Source organism: Streptomyces sp. NPDC048606 (assembly GCF_040650855.1).
In the GTDB taxonomy this organism is placed as follows: Bacteria; Actinomycetota; Actinomycetes; order Streptomycetales; family Streptomycetaceae; genus Streptomyces.
The window spans coordinates 1-21,702 of sequence record NZ_JBEZIB010000041.1 but is presented as its reverse complement, the minus strand read 5'-3'; the positions used below and the strand labels follow the sequence as shown (position 1 = coordinate 21,702).

At 72.8% G+C, this 21,702-nt stretch carries 22 protein-coding genes; 9 read left to right on the top strand and 13 right to left on the bottom strand.

Going from position 1 to position 21,702, the window contains the following annotated elements; genetic code table 11:
* Positions 1-6 precede the first annotated feature (6 nt).
* From AB0D01_RS33330 to AB0D01_RS33300, 7 genes are read right to left on the bottom strand one after another with little or no spacing between them, the layout of a single operon-like run.
* Positions 7-945 carry a type II secretion system F family protein gene (locus AB0D01_RS33330; RefSeq protein ID WP_363061924.1) on the bottom strand — a complete coding sequence of 313 codons (939 nt, stop codon included), beginning with the start codon at positions 943-945 and terminating at the stop codon, positions 7-9.
* Positions 942-2,288: a CpaF family protein gene (locus AB0D01_RS33325; RefSeq protein WP_363061922.1), complete on the bottom strand. Its 1,347-nt coding sequence runs from the start codon at positions 2,286-2,288 to the stop codon at positions 942-944. Before AB0D01_RS33325 ends, AB0D01_RS33330 begins: the two co-directional genes overlap by 4 nt.
* Positions 2,285-2,728, bottom strand: coding sequence for a TadE/TadG family type IV pilus assembly protein (locus AB0D01_RS33320; RefSeq protein ID WP_363061920.1), 444 nt, complete (start codon positions 2,726-2,728; stop codon positions 2,285-2,287). Before AB0D01_RS33320 ends, AB0D01_RS33325 begins: the two co-directional genes overlap by 4 nt.
* A 24-nt stretch (positions 2,729-2,752) precedes the next feature.
* Complete coding sequence (locus AB0D01_RS33315; protein ID WP_363061918.1) at positions 2,753-3,136, bottom strand: TadE/TadG family type IV pilus assembly protein; 384 nt, start codon at positions 3,134-3,136, stop codon at positions 2,753-2,755.
* A 3-nt stretch (positions 3,137-3,139) separates the two neighbouring features.
* A complete protein-coding gene (locus AB0D01_RS33310; RefSeq protein ID WP_363061916.1) occupies positions 3,140-4,435 on the bottom strand; it encodes an AAA family ATPase in 1,296 nt (431 codons plus the stop codon).
* A 7-nt stretch (positions 4,436-4,442) separates the two neighbouring features.
* On the bottom strand, positions 4,443-5,144 hold the full coding sequence (gene cpaB, locus AB0D01_RS33305; protein ID WP_363061914.1) for a Flp pilus assembly protein CpaB: 702 nt from the start codon (positions 5,142-5,144) through the stop codon (positions 4,443-4,445).
* A 40-nt stretch (positions 5,145-5,184) separates the two neighbouring features.
* Positions 5,185-6,135, bottom strand: coding sequence for a hypothetical protein (locus tag AB0D01_RS33300; protein WP_363061912.1), 951 nt, complete (start codon positions 6,133-6,135; stop codon positions 5,185-5,187).
* Positions 6,136-6,519: 384 nt separating this feature from the next.
* On the opposite strand from AB0D01_RS33300, the gene AB0D01_RS33295 reads away from it, so the two are divergent.
* Together AB0D01_RS33295 and AB0D01_RS33290 are read left to right on the top strand one after the other, a co-directional pair.
* Positions 6,520-8,214, top strand: a complete 1,695-nt coding sequence (locus AB0D01_RS33295; RefSeq protein ID WP_363061910.1) for a glycoside hydrolase family 18 protein — start codon at positions 6,520-6,522, stop codon at positions 8,212-8,214.
* A gap of 126 nt (positions 8,215-8,340) precedes the next feature.
* The gene (locus tag AB0D01_RS33290) at positions 8,341-9,675 is read left to right on the top strand and encodes a M14 family metallopeptidase (RefSeq protein ID WP_363061908.1); all 1,335 of its coding nucleotides are present in this window, start codon (positions 8,341-8,343) and stop codon (positions 9,673-9,675) included.
* Positions 9,676-9,741: 66 nt separating this feature from the next.
* On the opposite strand, the gene AB0D01_RS33285 is transcribed toward AB0D01_RS33290, so the two are convergent.
* Positions 9,742-10,152 (bottom strand): RidA family protein, encoded by a 411-nt coding sequence (locus tag AB0D01_RS33285; RefSeq protein WP_363061906.1) that lies wholly within the window; start codon positions 10,150-10,152, stop codon positions 9,742-9,744.
* Positions 10,149-10,931, bottom strand: coding sequence for an IclR family transcriptional regulator (locus AB0D01_RS33280; protein ID WP_363061904.1), 783 nt, complete (start codon positions 10,929-10,931; stop codon positions 10,149-10,151). The genes AB0D01_RS33285 and AB0D01_RS33280 overlap by 4 nt, the downstream gene beginning before the upstream one ends.
* A gap of 133 nt (positions 10,932-11,064) precedes the next feature.
* On the opposite strand from AB0D01_RS33280, the gene AB0D01_RS33275 reads away from it, so the two are divergent.
* The 3 genes from AB0D01_RS33275 (at position 11,065) to AB0D01_RS33265 (ending at position 15,062) form a co-directional block, all read left to right on the top strand.
* Positions 11,065-12,345 (top strand): amino acid deaminase, encoded by a 1,281-nt coding sequence (locus tag AB0D01_RS33275; protein WP_363061902.1) that lies wholly within the window; start codon positions 11,065-11,067, stop codon positions 12,343-12,345.
* Positions 12,346-12,427: 82 nt separating this feature from the next.
* Positions 12,428-14,047 carry a D-aminoacylase gene (locus tag AB0D01_RS33270; protein WP_363061900.1) on the top strand — a complete coding sequence of 540 codons (1,620 nt, stop codon included), beginning with the start codon at positions 12,428-12,430 and terminating at the stop codon, positions 14,045-14,047.
* 4 nt (positions 14,048-14,051) lie between these two features.
* A complete protein-coding gene (locus AB0D01_RS33265) occupies positions 14,052-15,062 on the top strand; it encodes a YdcF family protein (protein WP_363061898.1) in 1,011 nt (336 codons plus the stop codon).
* 67 nt (positions 15,063-15,129) lie between these two features.
* Here AB0D01_RS33265 and AB0D01_RS33260 read toward each other — a convergent pair whose 3' ends face one another.
* Complete coding sequence (locus AB0D01_RS33260) at positions 15,130-16,491, bottom strand: carbohydrate-binding protein (protein ID WP_363061896.1); 1,362 nt, start codon at positions 16,489-16,491, stop codon at positions 15,130-15,132.
* A gap of 232 nt (positions 16,492-16,723) precedes the next feature.
* Here AB0D01_RS33260 and AB0D01_RS33255 point away from each other — a divergent pair, with 232 nt between their 5' ends.
* On the top strand, positions 16,724-16,915 hold the full coding sequence (locus AB0D01_RS33255; RefSeq protein WP_363061894.1) for a hypothetical protein: 192 nt from the start codon (positions 16,724-16,726) through the stop codon (positions 16,913-16,915).
* Positions 16,916-17,036: 121 nt separating this feature from the next.
* Entirely contained in the window at positions 17,037-17,537 is a 501-nt protein-coding gene (locus tag AB0D01_RS33250; protein ID WP_363061892.1) for a peptidylprolyl isomerase, read from the top strand.
* Here AB0D01_RS33250 and AB0D01_RS33245 read toward each other — a convergent pair.
* Positions 17,429-18,502 (bottom strand): LysR family transcriptional regulator, encoded by a 1,074-nt coding sequence (locus AB0D01_RS33245; protein ID WP_363061890.1) that lies wholly within the window; start codon positions 18,500-18,502, stop codon positions 17,429-17,431. The genes AB0D01_RS33250 and AB0D01_RS33245 overlap by 109 nt on opposite strands.
* 103 nt (positions 18,503-18,605) lie before the next feature.
* On the opposite strand from AB0D01_RS33245, the gene AB0D01_RS33240 reads away from it, so the two are divergent.
* Positions 18,606-19,058, top strand: a complete 453-nt coding sequence (locus tag AB0D01_RS33240) for a nitroreductase/quinone reductase family protein (protein WP_363061888.1) — start codon at positions 18,606-18,608, stop codon at positions 19,056-19,058.
* Between the two features lie 9 nt (positions 19,059-19,067).
* Here AB0D01_RS33240 and AB0D01_RS33235 read toward each other — a convergent pair whose 3' ends face one another.
* Together AB0D01_RS33235 and AB0D01_RS33230 are read right to left on the bottom strand one after the other, a co-directional pair.
* Positions 19,068-19,490 carry a hypothetical protein gene (locus AB0D01_RS33235; protein ID WP_363061886.1) on the bottom strand — a complete coding sequence of 141 codons (423 nt, stop codon included), beginning with the start codon at positions 19,488-19,490 and terminating at the stop codon, positions 19,068-19,070.
* Between the two features lie 161 nt (positions 19,491-19,651).
* Positions 19,652-20,128: a macro domain-containing protein gene (locus AB0D01_RS33230; RefSeq protein WP_363061884.1), complete on the bottom strand. Its 477-nt coding sequence runs from the start codon at positions 20,126-20,128 to the stop codon at positions 19,652-19,654.
* Between the two features lie 271 nt (positions 20,129-20,399).
* Here AB0D01_RS33230 and AB0D01_RS33225 point away from each other — a divergent pair, with 271 nt between their 5' ends.
* Positions 20,400-21,611 (top strand): pyridoxal phosphate-dependent aminotransferase, encoded by a 1,212-nt coding sequence (locus AB0D01_RS33225; RefSeq protein WP_363061882.1) that lies wholly within the window; start codon positions 20,400-20,402, stop codon positions 21,609-21,611.
* Positions 21,612-21,702 lie beyond the last annotated feature (91 nt).

The window sequence follows — 21,702 nt, the reverse complement described above, 5'->3', positions numbered from 1 at the left end:
GCCCCCTCACACGTCGATCTTCGAGAGCCGGCGGATGAGGACGAAGCCCAGCGCGAAGAGGCCGAGCGAGACGATCACCGCGAGCTGTCCGACGAAGGCGCCGGTCATCCGGTCGAGGGCTCCGGGCATCATCGTGTTGACCAGCAGCAGCGAGCCGAGGCCGATGGCGGGCACGAGGTACGCGGTCACCGTGACCTGGGAGAGCTGCGTGCGGATCTCCCTGCGGGTCTCCTTGCGCTGTTCCAGGGTGACGGTCAGGTTCCGCAGGCTGCCGACGATGGCGCCGCCGGCGCGGGCGGACAGGACGAGGGTGGAGACGAGGACGACGAGCTCGCGCGAGGGGAGCCGTTCGACGATCTCCCCGAGGGCCTCCTCGATGGAGTGGCCGACGGCGATCCGGTCGGCGACCCGGGACAGTTCCTCGCCGGCCGGCGCCTCCAGTTCCTCGGCGGCCATCGCGATGGCGGTGCGCAGGGCCAGCCCGGCCTGGGTGGCGTTGGCGAGGATGCGGGCCAGTTCGGGGAGCTGGTTGATGAAGCGCTCCGTGCGCCGGGCCCGCTGCCAGTTGAGGAAGGCGTTCGCGGCCCAGACGCCGATCAGTCCGGCGACGGGCCCGAAGAAGGGGGCCAGCAGGGAGGCGCAGACGAGCCAGACGCCCGCGATGGCGGCCAGCATGTAGACGAAGAACTCGCCCGGGGTGAGGTCCAGGCCGGTGGTGGCCAGCTTCCGTTCGAGGCGGCGGCCGGGCCGGGTGCCGCGCAGTCGCCGGTCGACGCCCTGGAAGCGGCGCCGGCGGCCGGTGGGCTCGGGGGTCCCCTCCGCGGAGAGGCGTTCGATGAGGGCGGCGCGGCGTTCGAGGCCGGCGGCGTACGCGTGCACGCCGAGGGTGACGAACAGGCCCGCCAGCAGGGTGGCGCCGAGGGTGAGGAGGACGAGGTTGGTCACAGGACGGTCCGTGAGGTGAGCGGGTCGTGGAAGCCGTCGGGCGGGGCCACGCCGAAGGCCTGGGGGACGGGCTGGTTGTGCAGGTAGAGGCGTTCGGCGGTGCGGCGCGGCAGCGGGTGGTGGACGAAGTGGCCGTGCACCCGGCCGTCGTGGCCCATGGGTTGGGCGAGGAACCGGCAGACGGTGGTGGTCCGGAAGGTTTCTCGGCCGTGGGATTCGAGGAGGGAGATCTCGGTGATGCGGCGCGAGCCGTCGCCGAAGCGGGTCAGTTGGACGATGACGTCGACCGCGCTGTTGATCTGGTCCTGGAGGGCCTCGAAGGGGATCTCGATCTCCGACATGGAGGCGAGGGTCTGGAGGCGGGTGAGGGCCTCGGCGGAGCTGTTGGCGTGGACGGTGGCCAGGGAGCCGTCGTGGCCGGTGGACATGGCCTGGAGCATGTCGAGGGTCTCGCCGCCGCGGACCTCGCCGACGATGATGCGGTCGGGGCGCATGCGCAGGCTGTTGCGTACGAGGTCGCGGATGGTGATCTGGCCGTTGCCCTCGACGTTGGCGGGGCGGGATTCGAGGCGGATGACGTGCGCCTGCTGGAGCTGGAGTTCGGCGGAGTCCTCGATGGTGATGATGCGTTCGCCTTCCGGGATCAGTCCGGAGAGGGCGTTGAGGAGGGTGGTCTTTCCGGTGCCGGTGGCCCCGGAGACGATCACGTTCAGCTTCGCCTGGACCAGCGCGGACAGCAGCAGGAGCATCTGCTCGTCGAGGGAGCCCAGCGTGATCATCTCGGGCAGGGTGAAGGCGCGCGGGAAGCGACGGATGGTGAGGGTGGCGCCGGTGAGGGAGAGCGGCGGGATGATGACGTTGACGCGTTCGCCGCTGGGCAGGCGGGCGTCGACCATGGGGTTGGCCTCGTCCACGCGCCGGTTGACGGTGGAGACGATGCGCTCGATGGTCTGCATGAGCTGTTCGTGCGAGGCGAAGCGCAGCGGGAGCTGTTCGACCCGGCCGGCGCGTTCGACGAAGATCTGGTCGGGGCCGTTGACCATGATCTCGGAGATGGAGGCGTCTTCGAGGAGCGGTTCCAGGACGCCGAGTCCGAGGGCCTCGTCGACGACCCGGCGGATGAGCCGGTCGCGTTCGACGGTGGACAGGACGGGGCCCTCGCGGCTGATGATGTGCCCGAGGACGCGTTCGAGGCGGGCGCGGCGCTCGGCGGGCGCGAGCGCGGACATCTCGGCGAGGTCGATCTCCTCCAGCAGCTTGGCCCGGTAGGAGGAGACCAGGTGGCCGTCCTCGCGGGGGCCGCTCCGGTCTTCGGGGGTGGTGACCCGGGAACGCAGGCTCATGGTCGGGATCCCTTCGGGTCGTCGGCGCCGGCGCTGTTCACGAGGGTGTCGGGGTCGGTGTCGGGGTCGGTGAGGGTGCCGGGGTCGTCGTTGGGCATGACGGCGGTGGCGGTGGCCGGCTCGGGGTCCAGTCCGGGGATGATCGAGTTGATGGTGATGGAGACGTTCGCGGTGACGGCGTCGGCGTTCTTGGTCACGACGACGGTCGCCGTGAGGCCGCCGCGTACGGCGGCCCTGCCGGCCGCCGCCCCGCCACCGCCCGTGCGGGCCTCCACGCGGGCCGCCGTCCGGGCGGCGGTGTCGGCCTGTTCGTGGACGTAGGCGATCCAGCCGAGCTGGATCCCGCAGAGCGCGACGAACAGCAGGATCGGGACGAAGCCGATGTACTCCAGGGCGACCTGGCCCCGGTCGGAGCGGGTGCGCGGTGTCGGTGTCCTCACGTCCTCGGTGCTCCTCACTGCGCCTCACTCCTCCCGTTCCATGGCGGCGCCGGCGGTGCCGTGGATCCGGCCGAAGTTCAGGCCGGGGAAGAGCACGGGGATCTGCACCGAGACGGTGGCCTTGTAGACGTCCCCGGCCCGGCCGCAGTCCGTCTCCCTGCCCCAGGCCCCGGAGATGTGCTCCCCGGCGGCGGCGACGCACGCCCCGTCGTTCATGACGGCGCCCGCGCGGGCCGCCTCGTCGGCGGCGTTGCCGACGAGGGAGAAGGCGTAGCCGATCAGTACGCACTCCCACACCGCCGCGACGAGCAGCAGGATGAGCGGGACCATGCCGACGAACTCGACGGCCACCTGGCCGCGGTCGCCGGCGTGCTTCCGGTCCCGGCGTACGGATCCGCCCGCGTCCATGCCTCAGCCCTCCCGGCCGCGCCGCAGGCGGGCCACCGGACCGGCGGCGCGGACCGCGAGGGCGGTGCCGCCGGAGCGGCCCGCGGGGCCGAGGGCCGCCTGGTCGGGGAGGGCGCCCGGCTCGCCGGGGGCGGCGAGCAGGCCGAGTTCGCCCGCGAGGGTCCACAGGGCCTGCTTGACGGTGGAGCGGTTGTCGAGGTCCTGCACCCGGCCGGCGTCGACGACGGCCTGGAGTTCCTTGAAGGCAGCGGGGACGGGGGTGCGGGTGGGGCGGGTGCGGGTGATCTTCTGGATGAGGGCGGGTTGGATCTCGGTGTGCTTGCTCCAGCGGTTCACGACCATCGTGGTGTCCTCCGCCTTGCGGACCTGGAGCCGCTCCCACATCCGGACCAGGCGTTTGGCGGCCCGTACGGCGACCACGTCGGGGGTGGTGACCATGACGGCGACGTCGGCGAGTTCCACGGCGGTGGCGCCGGCGCCGGTGACGACGGTGCCGCAGTCGACGACGACGAGTTCGTAGCGGGTCCGCAGGGCGCCGATGACCTGGCGGGCGGCCCGTTCGTCGACCTCCTCGCCGCGCTCGCCCTCGGCCGGGGCAAGCAGCAGGGCGAGTCCGGTGCGGTCGTCGTAGACGGCGTCCTGGAGGACGCGGGGGGAGATGTCCTGGATGCCGGCGAGGTCGGCGATGGAGCGGCGGAACTGCACGTCGAGGTAGGAGCCGACGTCGCCGGCCTGGAGGTCGAGGTCCACCAGGGCGGTGCGCCGTCCGGCGGCGGCCGCCGCCAGCGCGAACTGCACGGCCGTGAAGGTGGTGCCGACGCCGCCCTTGGCGCCGCTGACGGTGACGACCCGGCCGCCCGGTCCGGTGGGGACGCGTTCGCCCCCGCCCAGGTGGCGGCGTACGCCGACGGCCCACTGGGCGGCGGCCTGGACGCGGGCGGCGAGTTCCTCGTAGCCGAGGGGGAGCCCGACCAGGCCCCGGGCGCCGGAGTCCATGGCGGCGGAGAACAGGGCGGGGCCGGTCTCCGAGGACAGCAGGACCACGCCGACCGCGGGGAAGCGCAGGGCGACCTCGCGGACGAGTTCGAGGGCGGGGGCCGGGCCGATCCGTTCGTGGACGAGGACCACCTCGGGCAGCTCGTCGACGGACTCGGCGGCGAGCCGGGCCAGGGTGTCGAGGAGGGAGGTGGAGTCGGCGACGGGGGCGGCAGGTTCGGCGCCGGGGAGCTGGCCGATCAGGGCCACGATGGCGCGGGCGGCGTCCGGGTCGGCGGCCGCGGGGAGGATTCGCGTGGTCATCCGGGCCTCACCTGTCCCCGTCGAGGGTGTACGTGCGCTCGCTCGGGCCGGGCGCGGAATCGGTGCCGGGGGCCACCAGGGCCAGGCGGACGTGCACGGCGAAGGACTCGGCGTAGGCGACGCGCTGGGTGTCCTTGGTGTTCAGGGCGAAGGTGATCGGGACGACCTCGGCGGGACCCTGCTTGTTGCCGTCCTTGTCGAGGGAGGTCAGCTTGCCGACGCCGAGGACGCGGGCGTTCGGGACGATGATCACGGAGCGGGCGGGGTCGGTCTCCTTGGCGCCCTTGAAGGTGGCGATGATGTTGACCTTGGCCCCGGAGGTGATCTTGCCGGCCACACCGGTCGCCGCGTCGATCATGATGGCGATCTCCTGTTCGCCGGCCTGGAGCTGCGGCTTGTCGACGACCATGTCGCTCTGGAGGTAGGAGCCCTTCTTCAGGGTGGTGAGCGCGATCTTCCCCTGGAGGGCCCCGAGGTCGGTGACGGCGGTCTCGGACAGCCACCGTTTGGGGACGGTGACCTGCTCGAACTGGCCCGCCGTGAGCGGGCTGTACGGTGCGATGTCGCCCTTGACCCGGTAGGCGACCGTCTCGGCCCCGACCTTGGAGTTGACGTCGCCGATGACCACGAGGACGCCGCCGAAGGCCGCGAGGGCGCACAGGACCGACAGCAGGAGCAGGATGACGCCGCGGCGCTGGCGTGAGTTCATGGGCCGTACTACCTCGCCGTTCTTCGTTCGTTCGGGCCGGTCATGATCGGGATCTGGATCGGGTGCGGGGACGCGCGTGCGGTCGGCTCGCGGTGGGGGCGCCCGAGGGCGAGGAGGTCCCCGGCGGCGCGCCGGCGTGCGAGGGGGCGGCGGACGGTGGGGCGAGCGGGGCGGAGCAGAATCCGCAGCGGTCGCCGATGAGTTCGAGGCCGCACCAGCGGCACTCCTCGCGGCGGACCGAGGCGACGAGCTGGTGGAGCACGGCGACGTCGGGGATGGCGGCGGCGAACTCGACGAGCTTCGCGGTCGCCCACCAGCGGGCCGAGTCGACGGGCAGCGGGTTCTCCATGACCCCCTGCACCTGCCAGGCGGAGGCGAGTTCGGCCGCCACCCAGTCGGAGGAGAGCCGGCCGCGGGCGAAGGTGAGGTGCGTGGCGAAGCCGGGACCGGGCGGCAGGACGGCGGCCCCCGGGGCGGGGGCGGTCCCGAGGCGGGCCAGGTGGGGTTCGGGGTGGGCGAGCACGGCGAACTGCGCGGACGGCGACCAGGACCGGGCGTGCGCCTTCAGCCCGACCGGCACCCGGTCCAGCTTTGCGACCGTACCCAGCAGGGCGCCCGCGTAGACGTAGTGGGACAGCAGGCGGGCGGCGGAGGCGATCACGCCGGGGCTGAAGTCGCAGACGGTCAGCTGGCGCAGCTGACGCACCAGCACGGCGACGCCCAGCGGCGGGAGATCGACGTCGAGGAACGCGATCCGATCGGTCTCCAGGATGGCCCGCACGGTGTACAGGCGGCGCGCGACGGCCGGCGGCAGCCAGGGCGGCGTGACGACCAGGAGGTGGCCGTGGCGCTCCAGGAGGGCGGTGGTCTCGGCGAGGGAGGACTCCAGGTCGACCTCGTCGGGCGGGCGCAGGACCGCGGCTCCGGGCGTGTGCCGGTCAGGGGCCGGCAGCACCAGGTCGGCACTGGTGACAGCGATGGCGGTCGGCACGTGAATCCCCCCGTTCACCCGTTACGCCCGCGCCCGTTCACACGGTCGTCACGTACGCGCACGTACTGCGCGACCGCAAACGATCGACGCGCTTCCCCCTTGCCCGAGCACCATATCCGCGACGCCCCTGGCGGGGCAGGGCCTTGGTGATTCCCGTGCCGGAAGCACAAGTCACAGGTGCTCGGAAACCCGGACAACAGGGATCGGGCGTCCGTTCATTTCCAGCCACATCGCAAAGACCCTTGACACGGGGATTGGTCTGGACCAACTTGGCTGCGCCGGGACTTCCGCCCGGCCGCCGACCCCGGGGACCCCCACTCCCCCCGTCCGTACACCCGCACCACCCCCGTTCACTCCTTCCCTTCCTCCCCCCACGGAGACCACGTGAACCGCATACGCTCCCTCGCCCTGTTGGGCGCCACGGCCCTCGCCGCCGGCGGGCTGTCCGCCCTCGGCACGGGCACCGCGCAGGCCGCCGACATCAACGTCGCCCGCAACGGAGGCTTCGAGTCCGGCCTCTCCCACTGGTCCTGCGCCGGCGGCTCGGGCGCCGTCGTCGCCTCCCCGGTCTTCGCCGGCGCGGGCGCCCTCAAGGCCACTCCGGCGGGTTCGGACAACGCGCGCTGCAGTCAGACCGTCACGGTCAAGCCGAATTCGACGTACACGCTGAGCACCCAGGTCCAGGGCAGCTACGTGTACCTCGGCGCGACCGGCACCGGCACGCAGGACGTCTCCACCTGGACCCCCGGCTCCGGTTCGGGTTGGCAGAAGCTGTCGACCACCTTCAGCACGGGCCCGAACACCACCCAGGTCACCGTCTACACGCACGGCTGGTACGGCCAGCCGGCCTACACGGTCGACGAGTTCAGCGTCTTCGGCCCGGACGGGGGCGGCGGCACCGACCCCGGCCCGAGCGTGCCCGGCGCCCCCGCGGGAGCCGCCGTTTCCGGCCAGAGCGCGAACGGGCTCACCCTTTCGTGGAACGCCGTCTCCGGCGCGAGCGGCTACCACGTCTACCAGGACGGGGCCCGCGTGCGGACGGTGTCCACGAGCACCGCCGCGATCACCGGGCTCGCGCCCTCCACCTCCTACTCCTTCCAGGTGAGCGCGTACAACGCGGCGGGCGAGGGCCCCCGGTCGGCGCCGGTGACCGGCACCACGACCGGCGGGGGCGACCCGAACCCGAACCCCTCGGTGCCCAAGCACGCCCTGACCGGCTACTGGCAGAACTTCAACAACGGCGCGACCGTCCAGAAGATCTCCGACGTGTCGGCGCAGTACGACATCATCGCCGTCTCCTTCGCCGACGCCACGGCAACGCCCGGCGCCATCGCCTTCAACCTCGACTCGGCGGGCCTCGGCGGCTACACGGTCGCGCAGTTCAAGGCCGACATCGCCGCGAAGAAGGCGGCCGGCAAGTCGGTCATCCTCTCCATCGGCGGCGAGAAGGGCACCATCACCGTCAACGACTCCGCCTCGGCGAACAACCTGGCGAACTCCGCCTGGGCGCTGATGCAGGAGTACGGGTTCACCGGGATCGACATCGACCTGGAGAACGGCCTCAACCCGACCTACATGACGCAGGCCCTGCGCGCCCTGTCGGCGAAGGCGGGCCCCTCGCTCGTCATCACCATGGCCCCGCAGACCATCGACATGCAGTCCCCGCAGGGCGGCTACTTCAAGACGGCGCTCAACATCAAGGACATCCTGACCGTCGTCAACATGCAGTACTACAACAGCGGCGCGATGAACGGCTGCGACGGCAAGGTCTACTCCCAGGGCTCCGTGGACTTCCTGACGGCCCTGGCCTGCATCCAGCTGGAGGGCGGCCTCGACCCGTCCCAGGTGGGCATCGGGGTGCCGGCCTCGCCCAGCGGCGCGGGCAGCGGCTACGTCTCCCCGACCATCGTGAACAACGCCCTCGACTGCCTGGCCCGGGGCACGAACTGCGGGTCCTTCAAGCCGTCGAAGACGTACCCCGGACTGCGCGGTGCGATGACCTGGTCGACCAACTGGGACGCCAAGGCGGGTAGCACCTGGTCCGACACGGTGGGTCCGAAGGTCCACGCGCTCCCGTAGGCGGTAGCTGTGGGGGTGGCCTGAATCGGTTCGACGAACCCCGGGGGTTCTTGACCCGGACATGCCACGAGAGCACGCTGTGCGCGTCCGCACGGCTACCCCCACACTCCCCACCCAGGAGAACGCATGCGGCTCCACACCCGCCGGAGGGCCGCCGTCACGGCGGCCCTGCTGGCGCTCGCGCTCGGCGCACCCGCCTACGGCATGAGCGCGACGGCAGCGCCACCGCCCACCCCGTCCACCGCCACCCAGGACGAGGCCGTCGTCCAGTACGAGGTCGAGGGCCCCTCCACGCCGGCGGAGCGCAGCGCCCTGCTGCGCACGGGCGTGTCCATCGACGAGGTGGACGCCCGCTCGGTCGTGGTCACCGCGGACCCGGCCCAGGCCAAGAGCCTGCGCGCGATGGGCTACCGGCTCACCGCCCTGCCCGGCCCGCCGGACCGCTCCGAGCGCGGGATCGCGGCGAGCCCGTTCGACTTCCCGTCGGCGGACTCCCGGTACCACAACTACGCCGAGGCGAGCGCGGAGATCGACCAGCGCATCGCCCAGTACCCCGGGATCATGAGCAAGCGGGTGATCGGCAAGTCCTACCAGGGCCGGGACCTCGTCGCGATCAAGATCAGCGACAACGTGGCGACGGACGAGGCCGAGCCCGAGGTGCTGTTCACGGCCCACCAGCACGCCCGTGAGCACCTCACCGTCGAGATGGCCCTGTACCTGCTCAAGGAGCTGGGCTCGAAGTACGGCAGCGAGTCCCGGGTCACGAACATGGTGAACAACCGCGAGATCTGGATCATCCCGGACCTCAACCCCGACGGCGGCGAGTACGACATCGCCACCGGCTCCTACCGCTCCTGGCGCAAGAACCGCCAGCCCAACTCCGGCTCCAGCGCCGTCGGCACCGACGAGAACCGGAACTGGAACTACAAGTGGGGCTGCTGCGGCGGCTCCAGCAGCAGCAAGAGCTCCGAGACCTACCGCGGTCCGGCCGCCGAGTCGGCCCCCGAGGTGAAGGTGGTCTCCGACTTCGTGCGCAGCCGCGTCGTGGGCGGCAAGCAGCAGATCAAGGCCGCGATCGACTTCCACACGTACAGCGAGCTGGTCCTGTGGCCCTTCGGCTGGACCTACAACGACACCGCGCCCGGGCTCACCGCCGACGACCTCGCCGCCTTCAAGAAGGTCGGCACCGGCATGGCGGCGAGCAACGGCTACACCCCCGAGCAGTCCAGTGACCTGTACATCACCGACGGCACGATCGACGACTGGCTGTGGGGCAGCCAGAAGATCTTCGGCTACACCTTCGAGATGTACCCGGCCGGTTCGGGCGGCGGCGGCTTCTACCCGCCCGACGAGGTGATCGACCGCGAGACGGCCCGCAACAAGGAGGCCGTGCTCCAGCTCCTGGAGAACGCGGACTGCATGTACCGCTCGATCGGCAAGGAAGCGCAGTACTGCTCCTAGGACGACCCGGGGCGCCCCACCGCCAGGGGGGCGCCCCCTCGCCGGTCCCGACGCGGCCGGCGGGGCTCAGCCCAGGACGGCGAGCGCGTCGATCTCGACGAGCAGACCGGCCGGGAGCCCCACGTAGACCGTGGTGCGGGCGGCGGGGGCCTCCTTGAGGCCCTGGTCGTCGAAGTAGGCGTTGTAGATCTCGTTCATCTCGGCGAAGTGGTCCGTGTCCGTCAGGTAGACGCGGATCATCATGACGTCGTCCCAGCCCGCGCCCCCGGCCTCCAGGACCGAGCGGACGTTCTCCAGCGTCTGGAGGGTCTGCGCGCGCAGCGTCGGCCCGGCGGGCGTCGGCGGCTGCCCGTCCACGTGCGGCAGGAAGCCGACCTGGCCGGCGACCTGGAGGATGTTCCCCTTGCGCACGCCGTGCGAGAACCTCGCGGGCGGGACGGTGTGGGTGTCGGGGGTGACGGCGATCTTCTCGCTCACGCGTGCTCCTGGGTTCCTGTGGGGGCGGGGGTACCCGAAGGGGTACCCGAGTAGTCCTGTCCGACGGCGTCCGCGGTACGTCGTACCAGCGGCAGCAGGTCGAGCAGTTCGGCGGCGGTGACCACCACGTTCGGAGCCGAGACGGACAGCGCGGCGACCACGCGTCCGTCGGGCCCGCGTACGGGGGCGCCCACGCAGTTGATGAACTCCTCGTGGCCGCCGAGGTCACTGGCCCAGCCCTGTTCCCGTACGAGGGCCAGCTCGCGCAGGAACGCCTCGGCGTCGGGCGTCGAGCGGGCGGTGTGGCGGGGGTAGTCGATGCGGGCGGCGAGCGCGCGGCGTTCGGCCTCCGGCAGGTCCGCGAGCAGCAGTTTCGCGACGGCGGCCACCGTCAACGGCACCGGCTTGCCGATGCGCGAGTACATCCGCACCGGGTAGCGGCTCTCGACCTTGTCGATGTAGAGGACCTCGTCGTCCTGGTGGACCGCGAGGTGGACGGTGTGTCCGGTGGCCGCGTTCAGAGCGACCAGGTGCGGATGCGCGATCTCCCGTACGTCCAGGCCCTCCACCGCCTCGGCGGCCAGCGCGAACAGCCGCGCCCCGAGCCGGTAGCGGCCGTCGGGCTGCCGGTAGACGTACCCGTGCGCGTGCAGGGTGCGCAGCAGGCGCAGCGCGGTGCTCTTGTGCACGTCGAGCGCCGCCGCGACCTCGCCGAGGCCCGCCGGGCCCCGCGCCAGCGCGGGCAGGATCAGCAGCGCCCGCTCCACCGACTGACTCATGCCGTGTCCCTCCCGCCGGCCGCCCGAGGCGGGACGTTGACCCACCGTCACCCGGGATGTTAGACAGCTCGCAGCGCCGTACGCAACGACCGTTGCACCCCTCGCAACGCCGCCGAACCCGGGAGGCACGTCCATGCCCAGCGACCCCGTCCAGGCCCTCGCCGACGAACCGGTCGACCACCGGTTCAAGGGGCTGCCGCCGGACGCCGAGGCCGCCGGCCTCACCGTCGGCGCGCTCGCGGCCCAGGCCCGCGACCTGTACACCGGCGGGTTCACCACCCCCGTGCTGACCCTCGACGCGGAGGCGCTGGAACACAACCTCACCGTCCTCGGCACCTACGCGAGCCGGCACGCCCTGGCCTTCGCGCCCCACGGCAAGACCTGCATGGCCCCGCAGCTCTTCCGCCGGCAGCTGGAGCACGGCGCCTGGGGCATCACCGCCGCCGTGCCCCACCAGGTCCGCGTCTACCGCGCCTTCGGCATCGGCCGGATCTTCCTCGCCAACGAGCTGGTCGACCCCGCAGCCCTGCGCTGGGTCGCCGCCGAACTCGCCGCCGACCCCGACTTCCGGTTCGTCTGCTACGTCGACTCCGTGCGCGGCGTCGAGCTCATGGACGCCGCCCTGGCCGGCCGGGACGCCACCGTGGACGTCGTGGTCGAACTCGGCGCCGGCGAGGGCGCCCGCACCGGAGCCCGCACCGACGACGACTGCCGCGCCGTCGCCGACGCCGTCGCCGCGAGCTCCGCCCTGCGCCTCGTCGGCGTCGCCGGCTACGAGGCCGAGGTGCCCGACGCCGACCCGGACCGCGTCCACGCCTGGCTGCGCCGGCTGACCTCCCTCACCGTCGAGTTCGACAAGGCCGGGCGCTTCTCCCCCGACCTGGCGGAGATCGTCGTCAGCGCGGGCGGCTCCGCCTGGTTCGACGCCGTCGCCGACGTCTTCGCCGAGATCCCCGAGCTGTCCCGCCCGGTGCTCAGGCTGCTGCGCTCCGGCGCGTACGTCTCCCACGACCACGGCTGGTACGGCCGGCTGACCCCCTTCAACCGGATCCCCGCCGAGGGGGGACTGCGCCCCGCGTTCCGGCTGTGGACGCAGGTCGTCTCCCGCCCCTCCCCCACCCAGGCCTTCGTCAACGCGGGCAAGCGCGACATCGCCTACGACCTGGGGCTGCCCGAGGCCGAGCTGGTCCGCGACCCCCTCACCGGCGAGGAGCGCCCGGCCGACGGCGTCCGCGTGGTCAAGCTCTCCGACCAGCACGCCTGGCTGGAGACCGACGGGCCGGACGACGTCCGGGTCGGGGACTGGGTGGCCCTCGGGATGTCGCACCCGTGCACCATCTTCGAGAAGTGGCCGCTGATCCCGGTCGTGGCGGCCGACGGCACCGTCACCGACTACGTGCGCACCTTCTTCTAGGTCGCCTCTTCCGGATCCCGCCCGACCCGCGCCGACCGTCGCCACCCGGCGCCGCGCGGCGCCGAACCCTGGGAGCACCGCCGTGGACCTGCTCATCCGGGGCGCCCGAGTCGTCGACGGCTCGGGCGGCCCCTCGTACACCGCGGACGTCGCCGTGCGCGGGGGCCGTGTCGCCGCGATCTCCCCGTCCGGCCGGATCCCGGGCGGGGCCCGCGCCGTCCTCGACGCCGACGGCCTGGTCCTGGCCCCCGGCTTCGTGGACATGCACGCCCACAGCGACCTCGCCCTGCTGCGCGACCCCGACCACAGCGCGAAGGCCGCCCAGGGCGTCACCCTCGAAGTCCTGGGCCAGGACGGCCTGTCCTACGCCCCGGCCGACGAGGCCACCCTCACCGGCGTGCGGGCGGCCATCGCCGGCTGGAACGGGCCCGGCGACGACGTCGACTTCGACTGGCGCACGGTCGGCGGCTACCTCGACCGCCTCGACCGCGCCCACGGCGGCCGGGGGATCGCCGTCAACGCCGCCTACCTCGTCCCGCAGGGCACCGTCCGCGCGTACGCCCTCGGCTGGGACGACCGGCCCGCGACCCCCGCCGAACTCGACCGGATGCGCCGCCTGGTCGCCGAGGGCCTCGAACAGGGCGCCGTCGGCCTGTCCTCCGGCCTCACCTACACCCCCGGCATGTACGCCTCGGGCTCCGAACTCACCGAGCTGTGCGCCGTCGTGGCCCGCTACGGCGGCTACTACTGCCCCCACCACCGCAGCTACGGCCGCGGCGCCCTCGACGCCTACACCGAGATGATCGAGCTGACCCGCGAGGCCGGCTGCGCCCTCCACCTCGCCCACGCCACCATGAACTTCGGCGAGAACCGGGGCCGCGCCCCCGAACTCCTCGCCCTCCTCGACCGGGCCCTCGCCGAGGGCGCCGACCTCACCCTCGACAGCTACCCGTACACCCCCGGCTGCACCACCCTGGCCGCGCTGCTGCCCGGCTGGGCCGGCGCGGGCGGCCCGGAGGCGGTCCTCGCCCGACTGCGCGACGGGGCCACCGCCGAGCGGATCCGCCACGCCCTGGAGGTCGAGGGCTCCGACGGCTGCCACGGCGTCCCCGTCGACTGGTCGACGGTGGAGATCTCCGGCACCTCCGACCCCGCCCACGCCCACCACGTCGGCACCCGCCTCGACGGCTGGGAGACCGCCCGGCGGCTGCTGATCGAGGACCGCCTCGGCCCGACGATCCTCCAGCACGTGGGCCACGAGGAGAACGTCCGGGCGATCATGCGCCACCGCGTCCACACCGGCGGCTCCGACGGCATCCTGCACGGCGCCAAACCCCACCCGCGCGCCTGGGGCACCTTCCCCCACTACCTGGGCCACTACGTCCGCGACCTGGGCGTCCTGACCCTGGAGGAGTGCGTGGCCCACCTCTCGGGCCGCCCCGCCGCCCGACTGCGCCTGCCCGACCGGGGACTGGTGCGCGAGGGGTACCGCGCCGACCTGGTCCTCTTCGATCCGCTGACGGTCGCGGCCGGAGCCACGTACGCGAACCCGCGCACCGCGCCGACCGGCATCCCGCACGTGCTGATCGACGGCCGCTTCGTCGTCCGGGACGGCCGCCGGACCGAGGTCCTGGCAGGTCGGGCCGTTCGTCGTACGCCCGTTCACGACCGGTCTGCTCCGCGCGGGCGACCCATACGATGAACGCATGGTCGCCTTCGCCCCCGCCGCCGTGTTGTTCGTGGTCTTCTGCATCAGCGCCTACAAGGACCGCCGCCGGTTCCGCAACGCGGTGCTGCTCGGACTGACCTTCCTCGCGCTCTCCTTCGCCCTGCTCTTCCAGTTGAGGGCCCTGCCGACCTGGGCGGCCGTCTCCGTCCTCTTCCTCGTCTTCGCCCTGCCGACCCTCGGGGTCCTCGTCCTCGGCGGGTTCCTGATCTCCAACGGCATGACCATGATCCGAAAGGAGGGCCGGCGGCCGGCCAACCTGCTGTCGATGCTGGCCGGGTTGGGCATCTTCGCGATGACGGCCCTGCTGATCGTCGTCCCGTGGTTCGGATCGACCCTGCTGGGCGGCGCGGTCGCCACCCTCACCGCCGTCGTCGCCTACGTCTCCTTCATCTTCGTGTGCTTCCTCGGCTACGCCTGGCTGTACGGGCGGATCAAGGTGCGCGGCGACGTCGACCACGTCGTCATGCTCGGCTCCGGCCTGATCGGCGGGGACCGCGTCCCGCCGCTGCTGGCCTCGCGCCTGCGCAAGGGCCAGGAGATCTACGCCGCCCAGCTGGCCCGCGGCTCCCACCCGCCGGTGCTGCTGACCTCGGGCGGGAAGGGCTCCGACGAACGCGTCCCCGAGGCGCGGGCGATGGCGGACTGGCTGATCGAACAGGGCGTGCCGGCCGAGCACATCACCCTGGAGGACCGCTCCCGCACCACCGAGGAGAACATGCTCTTCTCGAAGGAGATCATGACGGCCGCCGGGCCCGACTACCGGTGCGTGATCGTCACGAACAACTTCCACGCCTTCCGGGCGGCGATGCTGGCCCGCAAGTCCGGGGTCGACGGGCAGGTCCTCGGCTCGCCCACCGCGCGGTACTTCCTGCCCAGCGCGATCCTGCGCGAGTTCGTGGCCGTCTTCTGGGAACACCGCACGGTCAACCTGGGCATCTGCGGCGTCCTGGTCGCCGTCGGCGCGGTGGGCACGCTCGCCGTCCTGTGACCCGCGCGCGAAGGTGCCGTGACTCCCCCCTTGGCAGTCACGGCACCTTCGTCTTTCTCCCCTCTGGTCAGACCCGCTGCCAGAGAGCCGGGACGACCGGGGGCTCCCAGCCGGTCTGCGCCTGGTGGCCCTGGAGGCAGCGGTAGGTCGCGCCGCCGTGGGTGACCGTGGCGCCGGCCGCGTAGACGGTGCCCGCCTTCCAGGTGCCGCCCGGCTCCGGCTCGCCGGGGCCGGGGCCGGGGCCCGGGTCGGAGCCGGTGACCTTGAGGGTCAGCCCGTAGGCGGACAGGATCGGGTTCAGCGGCTGGAAGAAGGTGGTGCCGCCGCGCGAGCAGTCGCCGGAGCCGCCCGAGGTGACGCCCTGGGCCTGGCTGCCGGAGATGTAGGAGCCGCCGGAGTCACCGGGCTCGGCGCAGACCGTCGTACGGGTCACGCCCGAGATGGTGCCCTCGGGGTAGGTGACGCTGGTGTTGTGCTGCTGGACGGTGCCGCAGTGCCATCCGGTGGTCGAGCCGGAACGGCAGACGGACGAGCCGACGGGTTGCAGCACCGAGCCGGTGACCTGGACGTTCGCCCCGCCGCTGCCCTTGACGTAGGGAGTGGAGGTCCAGCTGCTGTTGGCGGCGACCCAGGCCATGTCGTTGCCGGGGAAGACCGATGCCTGGAAGGAGCCCTGGGCGACCTGGTTGAAGCCGGTGGTGGTGGTCCCGGCCCGCCCGCAGTGTCCGGCCGTGGCGAAGCCCTGCGTGGTGCCCTTGGTGATCGGGAAGCCGACGGAGCAGCGCCCGCTGCCGTTCATGTAGTACGCGTCGCCGCCCCGCAGGTCGTGGAGCGGGCGCGGGGCCTCGGCGGTGCGGACCACCGTGGCCAGGGTCCCGTCGGTGCCGGTGGCCGCGAGGAGGCGGGCGGCGGCGCCGGGCCGGGTCTCCTCGATGACGAGGGTGTTGGTGCGCGGGTCGACGTAGCGCACGGGCGTCTCGGTGGACGCGGCCCGGTCCAGGGCGGCCTTGGCGGTGTCCAGGTCGGCCAGGGAGCGGGTGACGAGCTTCGGGGTGGCGCCGGCGGCGCGGATGACGGCGGTGTCGGCGGGGCGGGTGGTGGCCACGGTGAGGGTGCCCGCGTCGGCCCCGTCGACCCAGGCCCCGGCGAAGGCGGCGCCGAGCGTCAGGCGCAGGCGGGCGGCGGTGGCGCCGGCCTCGGCCTCGTGGGCGAGGCGGGTCTCGGCCTGGGTGGGGGTCAGGCCGAGGTCGCGCCCCATCGCGGCGAGCAACTCGGGCGGAGCGTCGGCGGTGCGCAGGGTGGCGGCGGCGGACTTGCGCGGGGCGGCGGCGGTCGCGGCGGCGGTCGCGGCGGTGGCGCCGCCGGCGGCCAGCAGCAGTCCGGCGGCGGCCAGGGCGGTACACGCCGCGCGGGCGTGTCGCTTGAGCATGGGGGCTCCTCGGTTCCTCGTGGGGGTCACCGAAACCGTAGGAACGCGAACGGGCGTGCGGGAGCTGCCGGTTGACCCCTCCTCCGGCGTTATGGCCGCCGGAGGGGCGCGCGGTCCGCAGACGGGTGCGGAACGGTCGCGGCGCGGGCGCGGCGCGGGGCCCGTCCCGAGGTGCGTTCATGGGGCCGCGGCCGGAGGATGGGGGCCTGGGGGGCACCGGAGGAGGTATGCGATGGACAGTGAATCGGACGAGCGGCCCACCCGGTCGGACCGGCTCTTCACGGGTGGGGAGCCGGAGCGACCGTACGACCCCGAGGACCTGGTGATGGCGACCGGACACGACCCGACTCCGGAGCGGGTCGAGAAGGCCCGCCGACTGATCGAGAAGGAGGGTCCGCAGGTCATCGAGCGCTACCTGCCGTAGCGGCCCGACGATGACGCCGCCGGCGTCCCGGCCCGGGGTCGCACCCCGGGCCGTGGCGTGCCGGTGACGCTCTGCGAAGCTTGGTGGCACGTTTCAGTACCGGAAGGGGACCGGACCCGACATGCCTCAGGTGAAGCTGACCACCAGCCTCGGCGCCATCGTCATCGACCTCCACGAGGACCGGGCCCCGGCCTCGGTCGCCAATTTCCTCGGCTACGTGGAGAGCGGCCACTACGACGGCACGGTCTTCCACCGCGTGATCCCCGGGTTCATGAACCAGGGCGGCGGCTTCACCGCGGACATGCGCCGGCGGCCCGTGCGCGAGCCGGTCCGCAACGAGGCGGACAACGGCCTGAGGAACACCCGCTACACGGTGGCCATGGCCCGCACCAGCGTGCCGCACTCGGCGACCTCGCAGTTCTTCATCAACACCGCCGACAACCCGGCCCTGGACCACACCGCCCCGACGCCCTCCGGCTACGGGTACGCGGTGTTCGGCACGGTCACCTCCGGTCAGGACGTGGTGGACTCCATCGCCGCCGTCCGCACCGGCCGCGCGGGCGGGCACGGCGACGTCCCACTGGTGCCGGTGGTGATCGAGAGCGCGACGCCGTTGGTCTGACCGGCGCCGACACCGGCAGCCGCACCCGCGTCCGCGCCCGTCGCCGCCGCCGCGTGCACGGCGGCCGAGCGGGCCAGCGCGTCCGCGTGGGCGGCCCGGGCGTGCTCCAGGACCCCGGCCGCCCGCGCCGCCGCCCGCGCGGCCGGGTGCCACCCCAGCAGGTGCCGCCACACCAGCGGGCTCCCGGCCAGCGGCCGCGTCACGATCCCCGGGGTGAGGGGGAAGGTGGCCCGGCACAGGCCCACGGCCCGGCCCACCTGCACCAGGTGCACGCAGGAGGCGGTGTCGGTCTCGTACACGCAGGCCGGGGTGAAGCCGGCGCGCACGCAGGAGGCGGCGAAACAGTCGCCGAAACACCCGTCGCCCGGTACGTCGGTCCACGCCTCGGCGGCCAGCTCCGCGAGCTCGATGCGCGGGCGCGGGGCCAGCGGGTGGTCCTCGGCCAGCATCACGTGCACCGGGTCCCGGGCCACCTCCATCCACGCGAGCCGCCCCGGCTCGGGCGGGGCGCTCTCCCCGCACACCCCGACCAGCGCGAAGTCCAGCCGGCCGGCGGCGACCCCGCCCGCTATCTCCCGCTCCGACCAGGAGGTGTACGTGGTCACCGACACCCCGGGCTCCTGCCGGGCGAGCCGGTCGACGAGCCCGCCGAGCAGCGGGCCGTGCGTGGCGCCGAGACGGTAGCCCTCGGTGCCCTGGCGGGCGAAGCGCATCGCCTCGTCCTGGAGCTCGCAGACCGCCGGGAGCACCACGCGGGCCCGCTCCAGGACGAGCTCCCCGAGCGCGGTGGCCCGTACGCCGTCCCGGCCGCGCTCGAAGAGGAGGCCGCCCAGGGCCCGCTCGATGCGTTTGAGCTGGGTGCTCAGCGCGGGCTGCGCGAGCCCGAGCGCGGTGGCGGCGCGGGTCAGACTGCCGGCGTCCGCGACGGCCCGAACGATCTTGAGGTGCCTCAGCTCCAGATCCATGCTCCGAGCTTGGTCCAGACCTCCGGGCGTGCGCTACGGGTCGGCCGCATCCAGAATCGACGAAGGCTCGTTAGCCGGGAGGGGGCCGCGCAACGGAGGTCAGATGAACAGCGTCGCCGTCACCGTCGACTGGGAACACCCCACCGACCCACGCCCCGGCCCCCGGCTCGACCACGTCCGCACGTACGTGGCCAGCGGCGGCACCGACGGCCACCTGTGGCACGGCGTACCGACGCTGCTGCTCACCACCGTCGACCGGGCCGGCGGGCGCACCGTCCGCACCCCGCTGATCTACGGGCGGGACGCGGACCGCCACCTCGTCGTGGCGGCGGGCTCGGGCGGCCCCCACCACCCCGGCTGGTACCTCAACCTCACCGCCCACCCGGAGGTCCGGCTCCAGGTGGGCTCCAGCGTCCTGCGAGGCCGGGCGCGCACGGCGACCCCGGCGGAACGCGAGACGTACTGGGAGGCGATGACCGCGTTGTGGCCGCTGTTCGACGACCAGCAGGCGCTGGCGCGACCCCGCGAGCTCCCGCTGGTGATCATCGAGGAGTAGCGGTGCGGCCTACTTGCGCCGCAGCTCCTGCTCGTACCGGTCCTGCTCGCGCTTGTCCTCGCGCTTCTCCTCGTACGTGGTGCCCGGCTCGTCGAAGCGCACCGAACGGACCTCCAGCGTGTCCTTGGCCGGCTTGCCGTGGGCCTTCAGGCGCCAGTCGGGACCCTCGCAGTTCGCACCGAGGAAGACGGTCACCACGGTGTCGGTGTCGTTGTGCGGGCCGTAACCCGGCAGCTCGTCGTCCTCGCCGACGGCGTGCAGGTTGATGCACTTGCCGCTGTGCGGGTTGTGGAGGGTGACGTGCCGCTCCTGGCCGTAGCCGTCCACGTACTTGTAGTGGAAGTTGCCCTGCGCGGCCTGGGCCGAGCCGGCCATGGACAGGACGAGCGCGAGGGCGCCGACGGTCGCGCCGAGGGTGGTGCGGAGCTTCATGACGGGAGGGGTCCCTTCCGAAGATGATCAAGGGGTGCTGCGGGCCCGACCCTAGGAGGACCGAGCGGGGCGAATCGATTCGCCGGGCCGCCGGGTCACGCGCGTCCCCCGAGCTCCACCCGTTCGGTCCCGGCCGCTACCGGCACCTGGCGGAGCCGGGCTCACGACCGGTCGTAGACGGTGACGTCGACGTCCCGCGCGCACAGCGCGGTGGTGATCAGCGGCTCGATCCGGGCCCACGTCCCGCCGGCGAGCCCGCACCCGATGCGGGGCATGTGCACGCTCGCCCCCAGCTCGACGGCGTGCGCGGCCAGCGCGTCCAGACACCGCGCGACGGCGTCGTACCGTATCGGCGGGCCCCCGCCGCCGGTGCGGATCCCGCGCTGCCCGACCATGTTGGCCACCCACACGTCGGGCTTCACCCGCACCACCTGGACGGCCCCGAGCCCGAAGTCGTTGTCGGCGCGCCGCCGGTGCCAGGCCCGGTACGCGGCCTCCGGCTCGGGCCACCTGCGCGACAGGGCGAGCACGAAGCCCTTGCCCCACCCGCCGATGTCGTTGCAGACGTGCGCGACGATCTTGGGTCCCTTGGCCTGCGGACTCGTGGCGTCCCCGGCGATGATCCTGAGTTCCTTCACGCGCCGAGGCTACGCACGACCACCGACAGGGGCGGGCGGGGCGAGGCCCACCGCCGGCCCACGCCGGCGCCACCGTGACGAGCGCAACACCGCCGGCCCCGGGCTCGGGGTCGGTCCACGCATTCCGCAGGTCGGAGCGGTGCGGTGGGCTCCGTTTCAAAGGATGGACGGGGCCGCCACCCCCTCGTCCCCCGAAACGGGACAATTCCCACCTCCGGTTCCCGCCCCCAAAGGCCGAGCGGGCGGGCATCCGGGCCCGTAAGCTCCCGTCATGCAGGTGATCCAGTCAACGAAACTCGCCAATGTCTGCTACGAGATCCGCGGACCCGTCCTCGAAGAGGCGATGCGGCTCGAAGCGGCAGGTCATCGCATCCTCAAGCTCAACACCGGCAACCCCGCGGCCTTCGGCTTCGAGTGCCCGCCGGAGATCCTTGAGGACATGCTCCGCAACCTGGGCACGGCCCACGGCTACGGGGACGCGAAGGGGCTGCTCTCCGCACGCCGCGCGGTCATGCAGCACTACCAGACCAAGGGCATCGAGCTGGACGTCGAGGACATCTACCTCGGCAACGGGGTCTCCGAGCTGATCCAGATGTCGATGCAGGCGCTGCTCGACGACGGCGACGAGGTCCTCGTCCCGGCTCCGGACTACCCGCTGTGGACCGCCTCGGTCAGCCTCGCGGGCGGCACCGCCGTGCACTACCGCTGCGACGAGCAGGCCGACTGGATGCCGGACCTCGCCGACATCGAGCGCAAGGTCACCGACCGCACCCGCGCGATCGTGATCATCAACCCGAACAACCCGACCGGCGCCGTCTACGACGACGAGATGCTGCGGGGGCTGACGGACATCGCGCGCCGCCACAACCTGGTGGTCTGTTCGGACGAGATCTACGACCGGATCCTCTACGACGGAGCCACGCACACCAACACCGCCGCCATCGCGCCGGACCTGCTGACGCTCACCTTCAACGGCCTGTCCAAGAACTACCGCGTCGCCGGCTACCGCGCCGGCTGGATGGCGGTCTGCGGCCCCAAGAAGAACGCCTCGTCGTACATCGAGGGCCTCACGATCCTCGCGAACATGCGCCTGTGCGCGAACATGCCCTCGCAGCACGCCGTGGCCACCGCCCTCGGCGGTCGCCAGTCCATCGAGGACCTGGTCCTGCCCGGCGGGCGGCTGCTGGAGCAGCGCGACACGGCGTACGAGCTGCTGACGCGGATCCCGGGCATCACCTGCGTGAAGCCCAAGGGCGCCCTGTACCTCTTCCCGAAGCTGGACCCGGCCGTCTACAAGGTCAAGGACGACCGACAGATGGTGCTCGACCTGCTGCGCGCCGAGAAGATCATGGTGGTGCACGGGACGGGCTTCAACTGGCCCGAGCCGGACCACTTCCGCATCGTGACGCTGCCCAACGCGAAGGACCTCGCGGACGCGGTGACCCGGATCGGCAGGTTCCTGGACGGCTACGGCCAGCACTAGGCCCTGTCGTCAAACTCCCGCCTGCCCCGCGACGCCTGGCACGCACTCTCGCCGCACCGGGCGGAAGACCGAGTACGTCCAGTACAAGGGC

Coding starts and splice junctions, on each gene's coding strand:
- AB0D01_RS33325 (WP_363061922.1), bottom strand. CDS start 2,288: ATGAGCCTGCGTTCCCGGGTCACCACCCCCGAAGACCGGAGCGGCCCC.
- AB0D01_RS33315 (WP_363061918.1), bottom strand. CDS start 3,136: ATGGACGCGGGCGGATCCGTACGCCGGGACCGGAAGCACGCCGGCGAC.
- AB0D01_RS33310 (WP_363061916.1), bottom strand. CDS start 4,435: ATGACCACGCGAATCCTCCCCGCGGCCGCCGACCCGGACGCCGCCCGC.
- cpaB (WP_363061914.1), bottom strand. CDS start 5,144: ATGAACTCACGCCAGCGCCGCGGCGTCATCCTGCTCCTGCTGTCGGTC.
- AB0D01_RS33290 (WP_363061908.1), top strand. CDS start 8,341: ATGCGGCTCCACACCCGCCGGAGGGCCGCCGTCACGGCGGCCCTGCTG.
- AB0D01_RS33280 (WP_363061904.1), bottom strand. CDS start 10,931: ATGAGTCAGTCGGTGGAGCGGGCGCTGCTGATCCTGCCCGCGCTGGCG.
- AB0D01_RS33275 (WP_363061902.1), top strand. CDS start 11,065: ATGCCCAGCGACCCCGTCCAGGCCCTCGCCGACGAACCGGTCGACCAC.
- AB0D01_RS33265 (WP_363061898.1), top strand. CDS start 14,052: ATGGTCGCCTTCGCCCCCGCCGCCGTGTTGTTCGTGGTCTTCTGCATC.
- AB0D01_RS33260 (WP_363061896.1), bottom strand. CDS start 16,491: ATGCTCAAGCGACACGCCCGCGCGGCGTGTACCGCCCTGGCCGCCGCC.
- AB0D01_RS33255 (WP_363061894.1), top strand. CDS start 16,724: ATGGACAGTGAATCGGACGAGCGGCCCACCCGGTCGGACCGGCTCTTC.
- AB0D01_RS33250 (WP_363061892.1), top strand. CDS start 17,037: ATGCCTCAGGTGAAGCTGACCACCAGCCTCGGCGCCATCGTCATCGAC.
- AB0D01_RS33245 (WP_363061890.1), bottom strand. CDS start 18,502: ATGGATCTGGAGCTGAGGCACCTCAAGATCGTTCGGGCCGTCGCGGAC.
- AB0D01_RS33240 (WP_363061888.1), top strand. CDS start 18,606: ATGAACAGCGTCGCCGTCACCGTCGACTGGGAACACCCCACCGACCCA.
- AB0D01_RS33235 (WP_363061886.1), bottom strand. CDS start 19,490: ATGAAGCTCCGCACCACCCTCGGCGCGACCGTCGGCGCCCTCGCGCTC.
- AB0D01_RS33225 (WP_363061882.1), top strand. CDS start 20,400: ATGCAGGTGATCCAGTCAACGAAACTCGCCAATGTCTGCTACGAGATC.